The sequence below is a fragment of the Amycolatopsis silviterrae genome (genome assembly GCF_042684085.1).
GTDB classification, from domain to species: domain Bacteria; phylum Actinomycetota; class Actinomycetes; order Mycobacteriales; family Pseudonocardiaceae; genus Amycolatopsis; species Amycolatopsis silviterrae.
Map to the genome: position 1 here is coordinate 343,364 of NZ_JBHUKS010000003.1, position 15,472 is coordinate 358,835.

The 15,472-nt window shown below is 68.5% G+C and carries 11 protein-coding genes and 1 tRNA gene; 5 read left to right on the top strand and 7 right to left on the bottom strand.

The annotated features are described in order from the left end of the window. Positions 1–18: 18 nt before the first annotated feature. The 4 genes from ACFSVL_RS03380 to ACFSVL_RS03395 form a co-directional block, all read right to left on the bottom strand. On the bottom strand, positions 19–1,491 hold the full coding sequence (locus tag ACFSVL_RS03380) for an alpha/beta hydrolase (protein ID WP_378300407.1): 1,473 nt from the start codon (positions 1,489–1,491) through the stop codon (positions 19–21). Positions 1,492–1,620: 129 nt separating this feature from the next. After that, a complete protein-coding gene (locus tag ACFSVL_RS03385) occupies positions 1,621–3,135 on the bottom strand; it encodes an alpha/beta hydrolase (RefSeq protein WP_378300295.1) in 1,515 nt (504 codons plus the stop codon). 152 nt (positions 3,136–3,287) lie between these two features. Then, positions 3,288–4,007, bottom strand: coding sequence for an ABC transporter permease (locus tag ACFSVL_RS03390; protein WP_378300297.1), 720 nt, complete (start codon positions 4,005–4,007; stop codon positions 3,288–3,290). Between the two features lie 24 nt (positions 4,008–4,031). Then, positions 4,032–4,916 carry an ABC transporter ATP-binding protein gene (locus ACFSVL_RS03395; protein WP_378300299.1) on the bottom strand — a complete coding sequence of 295 codons (885 nt, stop codon included), beginning with the start codon at positions 4,914–4,916 and terminating at the stop codon, positions 4,032–4,034. A gap of 135 nt (positions 4,917–5,051) precedes the next feature. On the opposite strand from ACFSVL_RS03395, the gene ACFSVL_RS03400 reads away from it, so the two are divergent. Continuing rightward, entirely contained in the window at positions 5,052–6,191 is a 1,140-nt protein-coding gene (locus ACFSVL_RS03400; protein ID WP_378300301.1) for a sensor histidine kinase, read from the top strand. Continuing rightward, the gene (locus ACFSVL_RS03405; RefSeq protein WP_378300303.1) at positions 6,188–6,790 is read left to right on the top strand and encodes a response regulator transcription factor; all 603 of its coding nucleotides are present in this window, start codon (positions 6,188–6,190) and stop codon (positions 6,788–6,790) included. Before ACFSVL_RS03400 ends, ACFSVL_RS03405 begins: the two co-directional genes overlap by 4 nt. Positions 6,791–6,830: 40 nt before the next feature. Here the strand turns inward: ACFSVL_RS03405 and ACFSVL_RS03410 are convergent, their stop codons facing one another. After that, positions 6,831–8,321 (bottom strand): S10 family peptidase, encoded by a 1,491-nt coding sequence (locus ACFSVL_RS03410; protein ID WP_378300305.1) that lies wholly within the window; start codon positions 8,319–8,321, stop codon positions 6,831–6,833. Positions 8,322–8,374: 53 nt separating this feature from the next. Here ACFSVL_RS03410 and ACFSVL_RS03415 point away from each other — a divergent pair, with 53 nt between their 5' ends. The 3 genes from ACFSVL_RS03415 to ACFSVL_RS03425 all read left to right on the top strand — a co-directional run bounded on the left by ACFSVL_RS03415 (position 8,375) and on the right by ACFSVL_RS03425 (position 11,115). After that, entirely contained in the window at positions 8,375–9,058 is a 684-nt protein-coding gene (locus ACFSVL_RS03415; protein WP_378300307.1) for a uracil-DNA glycosylase, read from the top strand. A gap of 84 nt (positions 9,059–9,142) precedes the next feature. Continuing rightward, complete coding sequence (locus ACFSVL_RS03420; RefSeq protein ID WP_378300309.1) at positions 9,143–10,471, top strand: NAD(P)/FAD-dependent oxidoreductase; 1,329 nt, start codon at positions 9,143–9,145, stop codon at positions 10,469–10,471. A gap of 570 nt (positions 10,472–11,041) precedes the next feature. Further along, positions 11,042–11,115: transfer RNA gene (locus tag ACFSVL_RS03425), tRNA-Leu, on the top strand. Positions 11,116–11,146: 31 nt separating this feature from the next. On the opposite strand, the gene ACFSVL_RS03430 is transcribed toward ACFSVL_RS03425, so the two are convergent. After that, complete coding sequence (locus ACFSVL_RS03430) at positions 11,147–11,752, bottom strand: hypothetical protein (RefSeq protein ID WP_378300311.1); 606 nt, start codon at positions 11,750–11,752, stop codon at positions 11,147–11,149. A 23-nt stretch (positions 11,753–11,775) separates the two neighbouring features. Next, a complete protein-coding gene (locus ACFSVL_RS03435) occupies positions 11,776–15,261 on the bottom strand; it encodes a polymorphic toxin type 44 domain-containing protein (RefSeq protein WP_378300313.1) in 3,486 nt (1,161 codons plus the stop codon). Positions 15,262–15,472: the final 211 nt, after the last annotated feature.

The following is a 15,472-nucleotide window of genomic DNA, read 5'->3' on the forward strand; positions in this document are numbered from 1 at the left end:
CCCGCCCCACCGCCTAGTTCAGTACTGTCGCAGCCGGTCCAGGAGCTGCTGTTGCTGTGGGGTAGGTGCGGCGTTCGCTTCCGCGGCGCAGAATTTGTCGGTGGCCGGACGGGTTCCGGTCGCCAGGTAGTCGACGACGGCGTTGAAGCCGCAGCTGTTGAGGGACGGCAGCCCGACTCCGTGCCCGCCCTGGTCCACTGTGACCATCCGGGCCCGCTCGCCGAACGCTTCGCGGGTTTCCAGCGCGCCGACCAAGGGGGTGGCTGGGTCCCGGGTGTTCTGGACCAGCAACAGGTTCGACGGACCCTGGTCGCTGAACTCCACGGGCGGTTCGATCGGTCTCGTCGGCCAGGACGCGCACGGCCAGACGTTCGCGGTCGCACCGCCGAGCAGCGGGTACGCGGCCCGGTCCTGTACGACATTCCGCTGGTAGGTGGAAATCAGCCGGGGCCACGCGTGATCCCCGCACACCACCGAGAGCATCGTGGCGATCTGACTCTGAATCGGGCCGCCGGTGCTCGGCAGCGAATCAGCCGGGGGTTCCTGGTTCGCGAGGAACGTTTGCCACAGCTGGGCCAGCCGGGGGAACGCCGAGGTTTGGTAGATCAGGCTGTGCGTGGCCGACCGGAAGAGCGAACCGTCGAATCCTCCGGCCGGATGCCGGTCGAGTTTGTCCGCGAGCTGGAAGTAATTCGCGGTGACCTCGGCCGGAGTGGCCCCGAGACCGTAGGAAGAATTACGAGCGGCGGACCACTTGGCGAAATCCGGGAAGCGGTCCTGCATTCCTTCGGCGAAGCGACGTGACGCGGTGATGTCGTATCCGTCCGGGCCGAGAACGCTGTCGAGCACTATTCGGTCGGTCCGGTCTGGGAACAGCGTCGCGTACACCCCGCCGAGGTAGGTGCCGTAGGACAGGCCGAAGTAGGAGATCTTCGGCTCGCCGAGCGCGGCCCGGATCCGGTCCATGTCCCGTGCGGTGTTCGCGGTGGAAATGTAGGGCAGGACCGCCGAGGACGCCGCGGACGCGCATTGTCGCGAAATCTGCTTGCCGGATTCCGCGGCCTTGGTGACTTCGGCGGGGTTGTGTGCGTATTTCGGCACGATGGTGTAGAACTGTTCCGGTTTCAGTTCGCAGCTCACCGGGCTGCTGTGGTCGACGCCGCGCGGGTCGAAGCCGATCAGGTCGTACTCGGCGAGCAGGTTCGCGGGCAGACCGGCCTGAGCCAGTTCCAACGGGAACGTGAGGCCGAGACCGCCGGGGCCACCGGGGTTGAACAGCAGGACTCCGCGCCGTTTCGCCGGTTCGGTGCTGGGGACGCGGGAGACCTCGATGCTGATCTTCTTGCCGTCCGGATGCTGGTAGTCGAGCGGGACTTCGACCGCCGCGCACTGCAGGAAGGCGGTGGGGATGTCGTTCGGGCACTGTCCCCAGTCCACTGTGGACTTTGCGGAGGCGGCCGGTGCCGGAATGACGATCGCCGCCAAGGCCATGGCGGCGAGTACGGCTAGCAATTGTCTTCGCACTTTCTTCCTTTCTTTGTCGATTAGCCGGGCGCGCGAAAACGGCGGTGGGGCGAAAGCTCGCCCCACCGCCGGTTCATCGTCCCACCCATCGTCGGTTCAGTGCTGCCGCAGCTGCTCCATCAGCTTGCTGGCGGCCTGCTGCTGTTGCGGGGTAGGCGCGGCGTTCGTTTCCGCACCGCAGAACTTGTCGGTCGCTGGACGGGTTCCGTTGACCAGGTAGTCGGCGACGGCGCCGAAACCGCAGCTGTTCAGGTGCGGCAGCCCGACACCGTGGCCGCCCTGGTCGACTGTGACCATCCGGGCCCGGTCGCCGAACGCCTCGCGCGTCTCCAGCGCGCCGGACAGCGGCGTCGCGGGGTCACGAGTGTTCTGGACCAGCAGGAGGTTCGACGGTCCCTGGTCGCTGAACTGCACTGGCGGTTCGATCGGCTGGTAGGGCCAGTGCGCGCACGGCCAGACGTTGGCCGTCGCGCCGCCGATCATCGGGTACGCGGCCCGGTCTTCCACGACATTCCGTTGGTAGGTTGAAATCGACCGGGGCCAGGCGTTGTCGCCGCACACGACCGAAAGCATCGTCGCGCGCTGGCTTTGCTCCGGGCCAGTGGCGCGCGGCTGGAAGACGCCGGCCGGCGGGGCCTGGTTGCCGAGGAGCGCTTGCCACGCCTGCGCCAGCACGGGGAACGTCTGCGTCTGGTAGGTCAGGCTGTGCGTGCCCAGCCGGAAGATCGAACCGTCGACGCCCCAAGCCGGGTGCTGGTCGAGTTTGTCCGCGATCCTCGAGAAATTCGCGGTGACTTCGGCGGGAGTGGCTCCGAGACCGTAGATCCCGTTGCGCACGGCGGCCCATTTCGCGAAGTCCGGGAACCGATCCTGCATTCCCTCGGCGAACCGCCGTGCTGTGGTGAGGTCGACCCCGGTCGGGCCGACGACACTGTCGAGCACGAACCGGTCGGTTTGGTCCGGGAACAGCGAGGCGTAGACCGCTCCCAGGTAAGTGCCGTAGGAGAGGCCGAAGTAGGAGATCTTCGCTTCGCCGAGCGCCGTGCGGATCTGGTCCATGTCCCGCGCGGTGTTCGCGGTGGTGAGGTACGGCAGGACCGCTGCCGAGGCGGAAGCGGCGCATTGCCGCGCGATCTGCTTCGCGGCCGCTGAGGCCTGGACGACTTCTTCGCGGTTATGCGCGTACCTCGGGGTGAACGACATCTGGTCCGGTTTCAGATCGCAGTTCACCGGGCTGCTGTGGTCGATGCCGCGTGGGTCGAAGCCGATCAGGTCGTACTCGGCGAGCAGGCTCGCCGGCACTCCGAGCTGGGCCAAGGTGAACGGCAGAGCGAGCCCGAGGCCGCCGGGGCCGCCCGGGTTGAGCAGCAGCACGCCGCGCCGTTTGGCCGGTTCGGTGCTGGGCAGCCGGGAGATCTCGACGCTGATCTTCTTGCCGTCCGGGTTCCGGTAGTCCAGCGGAACCTCGACGGACGCGCACTGCAGCGACGCCGGGACGTCGGCCGGGCACGCGCCCCAGTTCACCGCCGATTTCGTGGGGCTCGCGTACGCCGGAACAGCGGTTGCCGTCAGCGCGGCGGCCGCCAGAGCGACGAGTAATTGTTTTCGCACGGATTTCCGTCCTTTGCCGAGGTCAATCGAACTCAGGAAGCTGAAGGGAAAGTGCACGAAACAGAAGCTGTGCCCGCGGACCTGCCGCAGGCACGTCGACGATCTAGAGCATCGCCGACGTTACTACGATCTCCTCGGTGCCGGAAGAGGTTTCAGCGGCGCGGTTCCCAGCGGAATAGTCGGGTCGCCATGGTGACGCTGAGAATCAGCCACGCCGCGATCGGGCCGAGCAGGACGAGTGAGTCGGCCGCCGATGTTCCGCCATTCCAGGAATTCAGCACGAGTTCGGTGGCCGCGCCGCCGGGCAGGAGGCGTTTCAGCAAGGAAAGCTGGTCCGTCCCGGTGATTCCGATCCAGCTCGCCACCGCGAGCACCAGGACGGTGATCGGCAGCGTGGTGACCTGTGCGTGCTCGGGGGAGTTCGTGAGACCTGCGGTGGCGAGGCCGAGCGCGAGCATCATGGCGACGGTCGCGACGACCGCCACGACGAGGAGCAGCGGGTTCTTCGGCAGGCCGGTGACCGCGCCGAGCACGGCGAGGATCACGCCGACCTGGATCGTGGCGATCGCGGTGATCGGCAGGAGCAGGCCGACGAGGATGCCGGAGTCGCTCGCCGCGGTGGAACGCAGCCGCTTGAGGAACAGGTTCTGCCGCCGCGCGGCGAGCGTGGTGACGGTGGTGGTGTACAAGCCGATCGCGGTGATGAAGAAAAGCGTCAGTGCGGCGATATAGCCGAGGCTGCCGATTTTCGCGAAGGTTTCGTGCCGGGCGATGAAGAACGCGCTGAACGCGACGGGAAGAATCAACGACGTCACCAGAACCAGGCGATTCCGGAATAGCTGGATCAGTTCGCCGCGGGCGATCGAGAACATGGGAAAGCCTTTCGAAGAAGTGGGTTACGCGTTGCCGATGGCGCGGAAGACGTCGTCGAGCCGGGTCGGTCCGGCTTCCAGTTCGGCCAGTTCCACCGCGTGGTCCTGTGCCCAGCCGAGGAGGGTGTGCAGGTCTTTCTGGAGGCCGAAGGTTTCGATGAGGAAGCGGCCGTCCTCCTCGCGGGTCGCTTGCAGCGGCGGTGCCGGGGCGCGCGGCGGAAGTCCAAAGCGGATAGTCGCGGGCAGGGTCCGGGTGAGTTCGGCGACGGTGCCTTCGCGGTTGAGGACGCCCTGGTGCATCAGGCCGATCCGGTCGGCGCGTTGCTGGGCTTCCTCGAGGTAGTGCGTGGTGAGGACGATGGTGGTGCCGTCCTCGCGGAGCCGGTCCACCGCGGTCCACAGCGCGTCTCGCGACTGGATGTCCAGACCAGTGGTCGGCTCGTCGAGGAAGACCAGGTCCGGGGTCCCGTATACGGCCGTGGCGAAATCCAGCCGGCGCTTCTCGCCGCCGGAGAGCTGCGAGACCCTTGTCGTGGCTTTGCGGGTGAGGTCGGTGATGCCGAGCAGTCGCTCGACGTTGTCGTTACGCTGGGTCAGGCTTCCGATCAGCCGGATCGACTCGCGTACGGTCAGGTCCGGGGAGAAGCCGCTTTCCTGCAGCATGATCCCCATCCGGGGACGCACGGCGGCGCGGTCTCGCGGGTCCTTTCCGAACACGCGCACGGTGCCGGAACTGGGTGCGCGGTGGCCTTCGACGGTCTCCAGCGTGGAGGTCTTCCCGGCCCCGTTGGTGCCGAGCAGCGCGTACAGTTCGCCGCGGCCGACCTGGAACGACAGGTCGCGCACGGCCTGGAAATCGCCGTAGGTGAGGTTCAGGTGGTCGACGTCGATGACTGGGGTCGTGGACATGCTCCGATTCCAGCCGGATCCGGCGGCCGCGAGTAGTGCGGCCGCGTCAGCCGAAGACATGACGCTGCGTCACTGGTGGGCACCGCGCGGCTGCGGCATGCTGGGGTCGAATTCCGTGGCCGAAGCTGGAGCACCATGATCGAGATCCGTCCCCTGTGGACTCGCCGGACGGCCTGGACCAGCAGCGCGGTCCAGGACCGGCTGCGGCGGCTCAACCTGATCACGGTGATGCCGCCGCTGGTGCTCGTCGGGTTGATTCTGGTGATCTTCACCTCGAAGACGTGGTGGCACGTCGTCATCCAGGTGATCGGGCTGCTGGCCACGGTGGCGACCGCGGAGCGCTGGACCGCCGGCGACTTCATCCGGGTCGCGCGCCCGTGCCTGGTGCTCACCGCGTTTGTCTGGCTGGCCGGTGCGCTGAGCGACAAGAGCGCGGCGTTCTACGGGCTGGCCATGGTTGGCTCGTTCCTGATCCCGCCGCTGGTGCGGCACCGGTTCGCCGCGCTGGTCGGTCTCGCCGTGCTGATCGGGGCGATCGGCGCGACGAATCTGCTGGTGCACGACGACAAGGTCGCGGAGCGGCTGGTCGCTTACGTCGTGTCTCCGGCTCTCGGGGCGGTGCTGTCGACGGTGTTCATGTTCGCCAGCCAGAAGTTTTACGACCTGGTCGCGGAGCTGGAGGAGTCGCGGGAGAAGGACGCAGAGCTGGCGGTGGCCAGGGAACGTGTGCGGTTCGCCAGCGAGCTGCACGACATCCAGGGCCACACCCTGCACGTGGTGAAGCTGAAGGTCGCACTCGCGGAGAAGCTGCTGCACCGGGATCTCGACCGGGCGCAAGAGGAATTGCGCGAGGTGCACGAGCTGGTCGGCGAAACCATTGTGCAGACCAAGGAACTCGCTTACGCACAGCGGCGGCTCAATCTGTCCGCGGAGCTGGAGAACGCGAAGAATCTCTTCGAGGCGGCTGGGATTCATGTGCGGGTCGAGCGGCTCGCCGAGGCCGGCGCGGGTGTCGACGAGCTGCTCGGACAGGTGCTGCGCGAGACCACGACGAACATCCTCCGGCACGCACAAGCACGGCAGGTGCGGATCACCTTGACGGAAGCGGGGATCAGCATTGTCAACGACGGTGCCCCGGACGCGGACACTCCAGTGCTGAGTGGACTGTCCACATTGCGCACCAGGCTGGCGGATCAGGGCGGAGAATTGACGGTGGAGCAGAAGGACGGCCGATTCGTTACGGCCGCGGCCTTCCCGGAGAAGGGGTCGCGATGACGACGGTGGTGCTTGCCGACGACGAGGCCCTGCTCCGCAAGGCGATGGCCGCGCTGTTGCCGATGGAGGGCGAGATCACCGTGCTGGCCGAGGCCGAAGACGGCGAGGAGGCGGTACGGGCCACTGTGGAGCATCGGCCGGACGTGCTGGTGATCGACCTGGAGATGCCCAATGTGGACGGTCTGGGCGCGGTCGCGCGGATCCGGCGGGAAAGGCCGGAGCAGGTGATTCTGATGCTGACCCGGCACGCACGGCCGGGAGTGCTGCGCAAGGCTCTGAAGCTCGGCGTGCAGGGATTTGTCAGCAAATCGGCGGAACCGGCGCACATCGCGTCGGTGATCCGGACGCTGGACGAGGGCAAACGCTGGATTGACCCGGATGTCTCAGCACTCGCGGTGGTGGACGACTGTCCGTTGACCGTGCGGGAGATCGACGTGCTGCGGGCGACCCGGGAGGGGTACTCGGTCGCGGACATCGCGGCGCAGCTGCACTTGGCGGAGGGGACGGTGCGGAACTACCTGTCGAACGCGATGCAGAAAACGCAGACGCGGACGCGGCACGAGGCGGCGCGGTACGCCCGGGAGCATGACTGGTTGTGAGTGCCTATGCCGGTTAGAACCGGCATAGGCACTCACGAGGTCAGCGGTTGGACGCCTTCTTCACGAACTTGCCGAGGTCCTTCGACTGCTGCACCCGCGACGGTTCGTGCACGTACATCATGTGCCCGGCCGGGTAGTAAGCGGTGTCGAGGTTTTCCCGCAGTTCCTCGGGAATCTTCAGCTGCGACAGCACGTACTCGGACGCATAGTACGCCGTCGCGCCGTCGTAGTGCCCGAAGGCGACGTGGACCTGCAGGTGCGGGTTGGCCCGCATCGCCGCGCTCAGGGTGTCCACAACGGACACCGACCGGCCCTCGAACTCCTTGTAGGACCAGGCCTTGAACACGTCGGTGGACAGGATCTCGTACGGCAGGTCGTTCTCGTAGCCGAGTTCGGCGCGCACGTAGTGGTTGAACCCGGCCGAGTAGGCCCCGATGATCCGCGAGACCGAGGGGTCGTCGCTCATGTGCTCGACGCCGCCGTCCGGCTCCCAGGTGGTGAACCGGCCGTCCATCCGGCCGACCGTCTTGCCCTGGTCGCGCAGCAGTTCGGTGAAGAACCGGATGTGCTCGATCCGCAGGTTCACCCGGTCCACATAGGACTCGCTGAGCCCGGTGAGCGACGCGAGCGTCTGCACCGCCTCCGTACGGTCCTGAGTGGACAGCCGGGCGCCGCGGGAAAGCACCCACGGCAGTTCCTTCGAGGCGAAGTCCTCGGCGTCGGCGAGCACGTCGTCGAGCGGACGGTCGCCATGGTGGCCGTGGTAGTGCGCGATCGCCGCGTACGTGGGCAGGAACAGCGAGTACGGCAGGTCGTTGCCCTCGTGGAAGCGCAGCGTGCCGAGGTCCAGAACGGACGAGATGAGCATCAAGCCGTTGAGGTACAGGCCGTAGCGCTCCTGCAGATGCCCGGCCAGCGCGGCGGCGCGCAGCGTGCCGTACGACTCACCGGCGAGGAACTTCGGCGACAGCCAGCGCTGGTTGCGCGAAACCCACAGCCGGATGATCTCCGCGACCGACTCGACGTCGCCCTGGAATCCGGTGTACGGCTGGGATTCGCCGCCCTCGGTCACCCGCGAGTAGCCGGTCTGGACCGGGTCGATGAACACCAGGTCGCTGTGTGCGAGGAGGCTTTCCGGGTTGTCCTCGAGCCCGTACGGCGGCGGCACCGGGTCGTTGACGTCGCCGGACAGCACCCGGCGCGGCCCGAGCAGGCCCATGTGGAGCCAGATGCTGGAGGAACCGGGGCCGCCGTTGAAGGCGAAGGTGACCGGGCGCGTGCCGGGGTCGGCGTCGTCGAGGGTGTACGCGGTGAGGAAGACCTCGGCCTTCGGCTGGTGGCCCTCGGATTTGCCGTCCTTCTTGACCTCCTGGCGGAGCACGATCCGGCCGGTCTGGGCGGTGTAGGCGAGCTTGCGCCGCTTGACGGTGAGGGTGTGCTGCGTCGTGACGAGGTCGTCGACGGGCTCCGCCGCCTTCGTCTCCTCGTCCTTGGTCTTCTCGGCGGTCTCGTCCGCGGTGGTGTCGGCCATGGCCCCAACCTATCCCGCGTTACCGTGGCAGCACACCAGAGCGGAGGAGATCGATGCGCACTTTCGCTGGCCTCGACGCGGAACTGGTGCAGTGCCGGGCGTGCCCGCGCCTGGTCGAATGGCGCGAAGGCGTGGCCGGGACGAAGGCGGCCTTCGCTGGCGAGCGCTACTGGGCGCGGCCGGTTCCCGGGTTCGGGGCGGAGGACGCCGCGCTCGCCGTGGTCGGGCTCGCGCCGTCCGCGCACGGGGCCAACCGCACCGGCCGGATGTTCACCGGCGACCCGTCCGGCGACTTCCTCTTTCGCGTGCTGTACGAGGTCGGTCTGGCGTCCCAGCCGGACTCGACGGCCATCGGCGACGGCCTCACGCTGCGCGGCACCCGGCTCGTCTCGCCGGTCCGCTGCGCGCCGCCGGAGAACCGGCCCACCCCCGCTGAGCGGGACACCTGCCGGCACTGGCTGGCCGGCGAACTGGACCTGCTGCGGCCGACTCTGCGCGCGATCGTCGTGCTCGGCGCGTTCGGCTGGCAGGCACTGCTGCCGGTGCTCGCCGCCGCGGGCTGGCCGGTGCCGAAACCGCGACCAGCGTTCGCGCACGGCGCCCGCGTGCAGTTCGGCGACCTTGCTGTGTTCGGCTGTTATCACGTGTCGCCGCGAAATGTCCAGACCGGTCGTGTGACACAGCCCATGGTGGTGACCGCGTTCACCTCCGCTGCCTCGGCGGCGGGCCTCATCTGAATCGTGACAACCAGCGTGGCGATGCTGGTCACAGCGGGGTGGGGTACCCGAGCGGAGCCGCTTCGGAAGTGCGACTATAGGTACATGGCTGCTGCGAAGTCGGAACCGACTCGGATCCTCGTCCTCGGTGGTGGATACGTCGGCCTGTACACCGCGTACGGGCTTCAGAAGATGCTGCGTGCCAACGAGGCCTCCGTGACCGTCGTTGACCCGCAGCCGCACATGACCTATGCCCCGTTCCTGCCCGAGGCGGCGGCCGGCGCGATCGAGCCGCGGCACGTGGTCGTGCCGCTGCGCCGCGTGCTGAAGCGCTGCCACGTGCTGACCGCGCGGGTCACGAAGATCGAGAACGAGCGCAAGGCCGTCACGGTCGAAGCGGCCGACGGCCACATCGAGACGCTGAACTACGACGTGCTCGTGGTCGCGCTCGGCGCCGTCGCGCGGATCCTGCCGATCCCCGGCCTCGCCGAGCAGGGCATCGCCTTCAAGACCATCGGCGAAGCGATCTACCTGCGCAACCACATCATGACCAAGCTGGACGAGGCGGCCAGCACGCTCGACCCCGAGCTGCGCAAGCGCCTGCTCACGTTCACCGTGGTCGGCGGCGGCTTCGCGGGCATCGAGGCGCTGGCCGAACTCGAGGACATGACCCGCTTCGCGGTCGAGAACTACTACCCGAACATCAAGCCGGCGGACATCCGCTGGGTGATGGTCGAGGCGGCCGGGCGGATCCTGCCCGAGGTGCGCGAGACGCTGGGTGTGTACACGGTGCAGCAGCTGGAGAAGCGCGGCATCGAGGTGTACCTGTCGACGGCGGCGAAGTCGTTCGAAGACGGCCACGTGGTGCTGTCGGACGGCACCGAGTTCGACACCGACACGATCATCTGGACCGCGGGCGTGAAGGCCAACCCGGTCCTCGCCGGCTCGGACCTGCCGCTCGACAAGCGCGGCCGCGTCGAGGCCACTGCGGCGATGCAGGTCGTCGGCCACCCGGATGTCTGGACCGCGGGCGACAACGCGGCCATCCCGGACCTGTCGCGCACCGAGGCGGACCCGACGGCGACCTGCCCGCCGAACGCTCAGCACGCGGTCCGCCAGGCCCGGCTGCTGGCGAAGAACATCATCAAGGTGATCCGCGGCGGGCAGCCGAAGGACTACTACCACAAGAACCTGGGCGCGGTCGCGAGCCTCGGCCTGCACAAGGGCGTGGCGGATGCGCTGAACCTGAAGATCAAGGGCTTCCCGGCCTGGCTCTTCCACCGCGCGTACCACCTCAAGGCGATGCCGACGTGGAACCGCAAGATCCGCATCCTGTTCGACTGGATGCTGGGCGGGCTGTTCCGGCGGGAGGTCATCTCGCTGGGGCAGATCAACAACCCGAAGGAAGAGTTCGATCGGGCTAGCAAGGGCTGAGTCTCTTTCTGGGGAAGCCGGGCTGCTTGGTGGCGGCCCGGCTTTGTCGTGTGCGGGGTGGGATGCCCGGGGTTAAGGCCTCGGCTGGGGTGCTTCTGCCCAGGTCGGAGGGGGCGGCCCGGCTCTTGCCGGTGCCGGGAGCGGGCTTGTCGTCTGTGAGGGCCTCCTGCTGACCGTCCACAAAGGACGACCAGGTCAGTGAAATGCCCGATCGATGCCAGTATGACCGTTTCCCGAAGGCCGTGAGGGCCACCCTGGGGGAATCTGATTCCCTCAGGGTGGCCCTCACGGACGGCGCGCCAGCTCCCGCCGCCTGTGGCAGCCCGGCGCAAGCCAGCGGTCCGCCGGCGGCTTCGGCCTGGGCGGGCGCGCCTCAGTCACACTCGAAATGCCGTCTTAAGGCTTCGCCGTGGGGATCAGATTCCCTCCAGGGGGTCCTCGCGACCTGCGAATACGGTCACCTGGGCATCAATTGGGCGCTTCGGCGGTTGTGGCGTCCTTTGTGGATGGTCGGCGGGCGGGTGGCCACGCAGCTTAGGTCCCGGGCATGGGGTTCGCTAGGGTGGAAGGGCCCCCGTAGCCCAATTGGCAGAGGCAGTCGACTTAAAATCGACCCAGTGCGGGTTCGAACCCCGTCGGGGGCACTGGTGACCTCTCCGGCAGACGAGCGCCGGGTCAGTTGGAGTAGCCCACGTCGCAGTCCGGGTCCGGTTTGGCGGTTACCAGCAGCATCGCGTCCACCCGGTTGTCGTGGTCGACGAAGAACCGGTACGCCGCCTGCGGATTGCCCGGGACCGGAGCGCGGTAGTGGTCGTCCATCTGGATCTGGCCGTTCCCCATGTCAGCCTCGGTTTCCGCCTTGACGTCGGGGTAGGCCTTGCGCAGGTCATCCAGGCTCGCACCGAGGCCGATGCCTTCAGGGGTGCGCACCCCGGTGTAGCTCGCGATCTTGACGACGCCGCGCGAAGCGGAGATGGACACCGCGCCGTCGGGGGTTTTTCCGGTTTCCGTGGCTATTGTGCAGCCGGACAGGCCGGCTAGGTCGTTCACGCGGATTTGCCCGGTGGCCGTTGCTTCAGCGACGCTCATGCCGAGAGTGATCTTGCCGAAACCGTGCGGGCCCAGTCGGTACTGCTTGGCCAGGTCGGCGGCTTTCTCGGTGACTGGGCCGGTGTCGGGGCGGTGGGTGTCGGAGAACCGGCCACCGCAGGCGGACAGGACGAGAAGCAGGGCCATGGCCGCCGGCGCGAGGTGCCGGCGGCCATGGGTGTTGCTAGTCATCGGGGGAGGTGCCTTCCAGGTGATCAGCGGTGCGGGCGGAGGTATGCGGGTTCCTCGTTGGTGCTTTGCCGGAAGACGTTCCGGTTGTCTCTGATCACCTGGAGGATGACGTTCGGGTCCCGCAGGTCGGCGGAGTTCGGGTGGGACTGGAAGAGCCGGGCGCCCGCGCGGATCGCTGCTTCCTTGCTGGGGCCCCAGTGGTTGCCCGGCGACAGATAGTGGAACGCTTTGGCGCCGCCGACGAGGTCGCCCTCGGAGAAGCCGCAGGTCGCGCCGACGTATCCGTAGTGCAGGTTCGACCAGAAATCATAGTTCAGGTCCTCGTTCGTCCCCGGGATCGGGAAATAGTATCCGCCGGTGGTCGAGTCCAGGATGGCCTTCAACCGTCCCTTGTGATCCCACGGGCCGCCGGTTTTCACCTGCAGGCCGAACATCACGATGCCGGCGTTGATCTGGTTCGGGTCGTAGCCGATGCAGCCGAGGCCATGGCACGGGGAGAGCAGGTACCGGATCGATTTCGCGATGTCGCTGTTGGGGTTGTTGGACATTTCGCTGGTCATCAGGGCCACTGCCTGGTCCCAAGCGGAGTTGTCGGGGAGGCGCTGCCCGGGCGGGATGCAGTTGGGCGGGCAGTCGAAGCCGCCGTCGGCCCCGGTGACCGGGCCGGCGTTGCGGCGGGCGTTTTCCTCGTTTTGCAGTGCGATGACGGCTGACTTCCACGCCTCCGCGGCCGCCTGTGCTGCTTCCTCCGCTGACTTGTGCGCGGCGATCGCGTCCGCGCGGGCTTGTTCCGCGGAGGCGCGGGCTGCTGCGGCGTAGCCGGCGGCGCGGGAGGCGGAGTCGCGGGCGGCGGCTGCTGAGCGGGCTGCGTCGTTGGCCGCGTTTTGGGCGTTTCGGGCGGCGTCTCGGGCCTGTTGCGCGGAGTGTGCGGCCTGGTCAGCGGAATCCTGTGCGTCGTCGGCGGACTTCTTCGCGTCGGTCGCGGCTTTCGACGCGTCGTCGGCTGCCTTTTGTGCTGCCGCGGCCGCTGCTGCGGCGGCGTTGGCGTCGTTGCGTGCGTTGGCGGCGTAGAGGGCGGCGTTCGCGGCGTCGGCGCGGGCTTGGGCCGCTGATTTGGCTGCGTCGGCCAGGTAGCCGTCGATCTGGGCGTTGTGCATCGCGGTGTCGGCGTCGCGCATCGCGGCCTTGTACTGGTCCACGCGCACGAACTGCTTGACGAAGGACCACGGGCCGGACAGCGCGGCGTTGGCGGCGGCGCGGACTTCGGGGCCGCCGGTGTTGAGGACCTGTTGTGCGGCAACGCGGTCGTCGTCCTCGGCCGCGCGGTACTGGCCGGTGGCGAGGAACTCCCGGACGTCGTCGATGGTGCCGGACAGCGCCTTGTTCGCGGCGACCTTCGTGGCCGGGCCGCCGGTGTTCAGGATCTTCTGGACCGCGACCCGGTCGTCGTCGTTCTTGCCCGGGTAGTAGCGGGTGCGCAGGAATTCCTTGACCTGGTCGTAGGTTCCGGCGAGCGCGGCGTTGGCGGCGGTGCGCTGGGCCGGGATCGTGGTGGTGTCGGCGATCGAGGCGACGCTCGCGCGGTCGTCCTGTTCGGTGGCGGTCGCTAGTCCACTGTGGACGAACGAGGTGACGTCCGTCGGCGAGCCGGCGAGGGCGTCCCGGGCGGCGGATTTCACCCAGGGGCCGCCGGTGTGCCACAGGCGGGCGGCGACCTTGCGGCCGTCGGCTACGACGGTTTCGGCGGGCGTCGTCGGCGACTGTGCTTCGGCGAGCAGCCGCTGTGCTTCGGCGTCGAGTTTCGCGGCTTCCCCGGCTTTCCAGTCGGTGCTCGCCTGCTGGTCCTGCTCGGCCTGCTTCGCGGCCTCAGCGTCGCGGACGCCCTGGTTCTGCTGGGCGGTGAGCCGTTCCGCGTCGGCCTTGCGCGCGGTCGCGGCGGTGGCCGTGGCCTGGTCGGACGCGGTCTGCGCGGCAGCGGCTTCGAGCTTGGCGGCGTCCGCGGCCTCCTGCGCCTGTCCTGCGGCGCGCTCGGCGTCGTAGGCCGCGTTCGCCGCGTCCTGGGCGGCTTGCGCGGCGGCGTCGGCGTGGGCGGCGGCTGAGTTCGCGGCGTCGCGGGCCTGGTTCGCGTTGGCTTGGGCTTCGTTGGCGATGGACTGGGCGGCGGCTGCGGCCCGGGTCGCTTCTCCGGCGTAGGCGCGAGCTTTGTTGGCGGCGCGCTGCGCGGTTGCGGCGCTGGCTCCGGCACGTTTCGCCCATTCGCCGGCGTCGGCGGCCGCGGCTGCTGCTGCGGCGGCGTCGTTCGCGGTGGCGGCGGCACCGATGGCGGCCTGGATCGCGGCACCCAGTGCGGCGAGGGCGTCGCCGATCGCTGCTACCGCTGAGCGGGCGCCGTTCGCAGCATCACGGGCATTCGCCGCTGCGGCGCGGGCGGCGTCTCGGATGGAGGCGGTGTTGGCGGCGTCCAGGCGTGCTGCCGCAGCGGCGTTGCGGGCCCTGGCTGCGGCTTGTCCGGCCATCGAAGCTGCCCAGGCTGCCTGCTGGGCTGCAGCCGAAGCGGTTCGCGCGGCCGACGTTGCGGCTTCCGCCGCCTCGATCGCGGTCCGGGCGGTGTCCGCGGCGCGGTTGGCCGCGTCTGCTGCCCGGTTGGCGGCGTCGGCGGCTTGACCAGCGGATTTCTGGGCTTCCTGTGCTTCCTGCGCCGCACGTTCCGCCGCGTCCTTGGCGGCCTTAGCGGCGGCTGCGGCTCGGTCCGCTGCTTCTTTGGCGTTCTGGGTTTGGGTGGCCGCGCGTTGTGCCGCGGAGTGCGCGAGGTCGGCCAGCTGCGAGATGCTCAGCGTCTCCTGATCCCGCTGCGCGGCGACCTGCCAGCCGGTTTCCAGGAAATAGCGGACATCGTCCGGGGTGCCGTTCAGCGCCTGGTTCGCGGCCTTGCGCACCTCCGGGCCGCCGGAGTTCAGCAGTTGCTGCGCGGCGATCCGGTCGTCGTCGTCCTGCGCCTTGCGCACGCCAGGGCCGAGAAACGTTTCGAGGTCGGTGATCGTGCCGTTCAACGCCGTGTTGGCGGCCGCTTTGACGGCCGGGCCGGTCGCCGCCTGCAGCAGCTGGGTGGCCTTGATGCGCTGGTCGTCCTTCCACGGCTGGACCCAGCCGTTGTCCAGGAACGACTTCACCGCGTCCGGGGTGCTCGACAGCGCCTGGTTCGCCGCGAACCGGGTCGCGGGTCCACCGGCGGAAAGCCTGCGCTGCGCGCTGATCCGGTCGTCGGTGATCTGGCACTGCGTCAGCGCGGTGGTCAGAAACGCGTGCACGTCCGCGTCGGTGCCGGTCAACGCGGTTTCCGCGGCGGCGGCTACCGCCGGGCCACCCGAAGCGAGCAGCTGGACGGCTTGCGCCCGCTCGTCCTGCGCGGGATCCGCGGCGGCGGGCGTGACTGAGACGCCGGTGGCGAGCAGCGCCGCGGTCAGCACCGAAACCGCGGCGCGGACTCTGTTTCTGCGAAGAAAGCTCATCCCGTTTCTCCCCCTCTGACCGGCACGCGCAGCGAGATCGCGGCCTGTCGCGGGCAGGGTGGAACCGGAGCCGGGCACCGCGCGACAGAACCGCAGCCCCCGTGCTGCGAGACCGGACATCGTCCGGATTTCCCCCGAAGAAATGCAGGAATATCAGGTGGCGGACCGGTAATGGTCCGTACCATCTTCGATCAAGTCTGCCGGTGGCCGA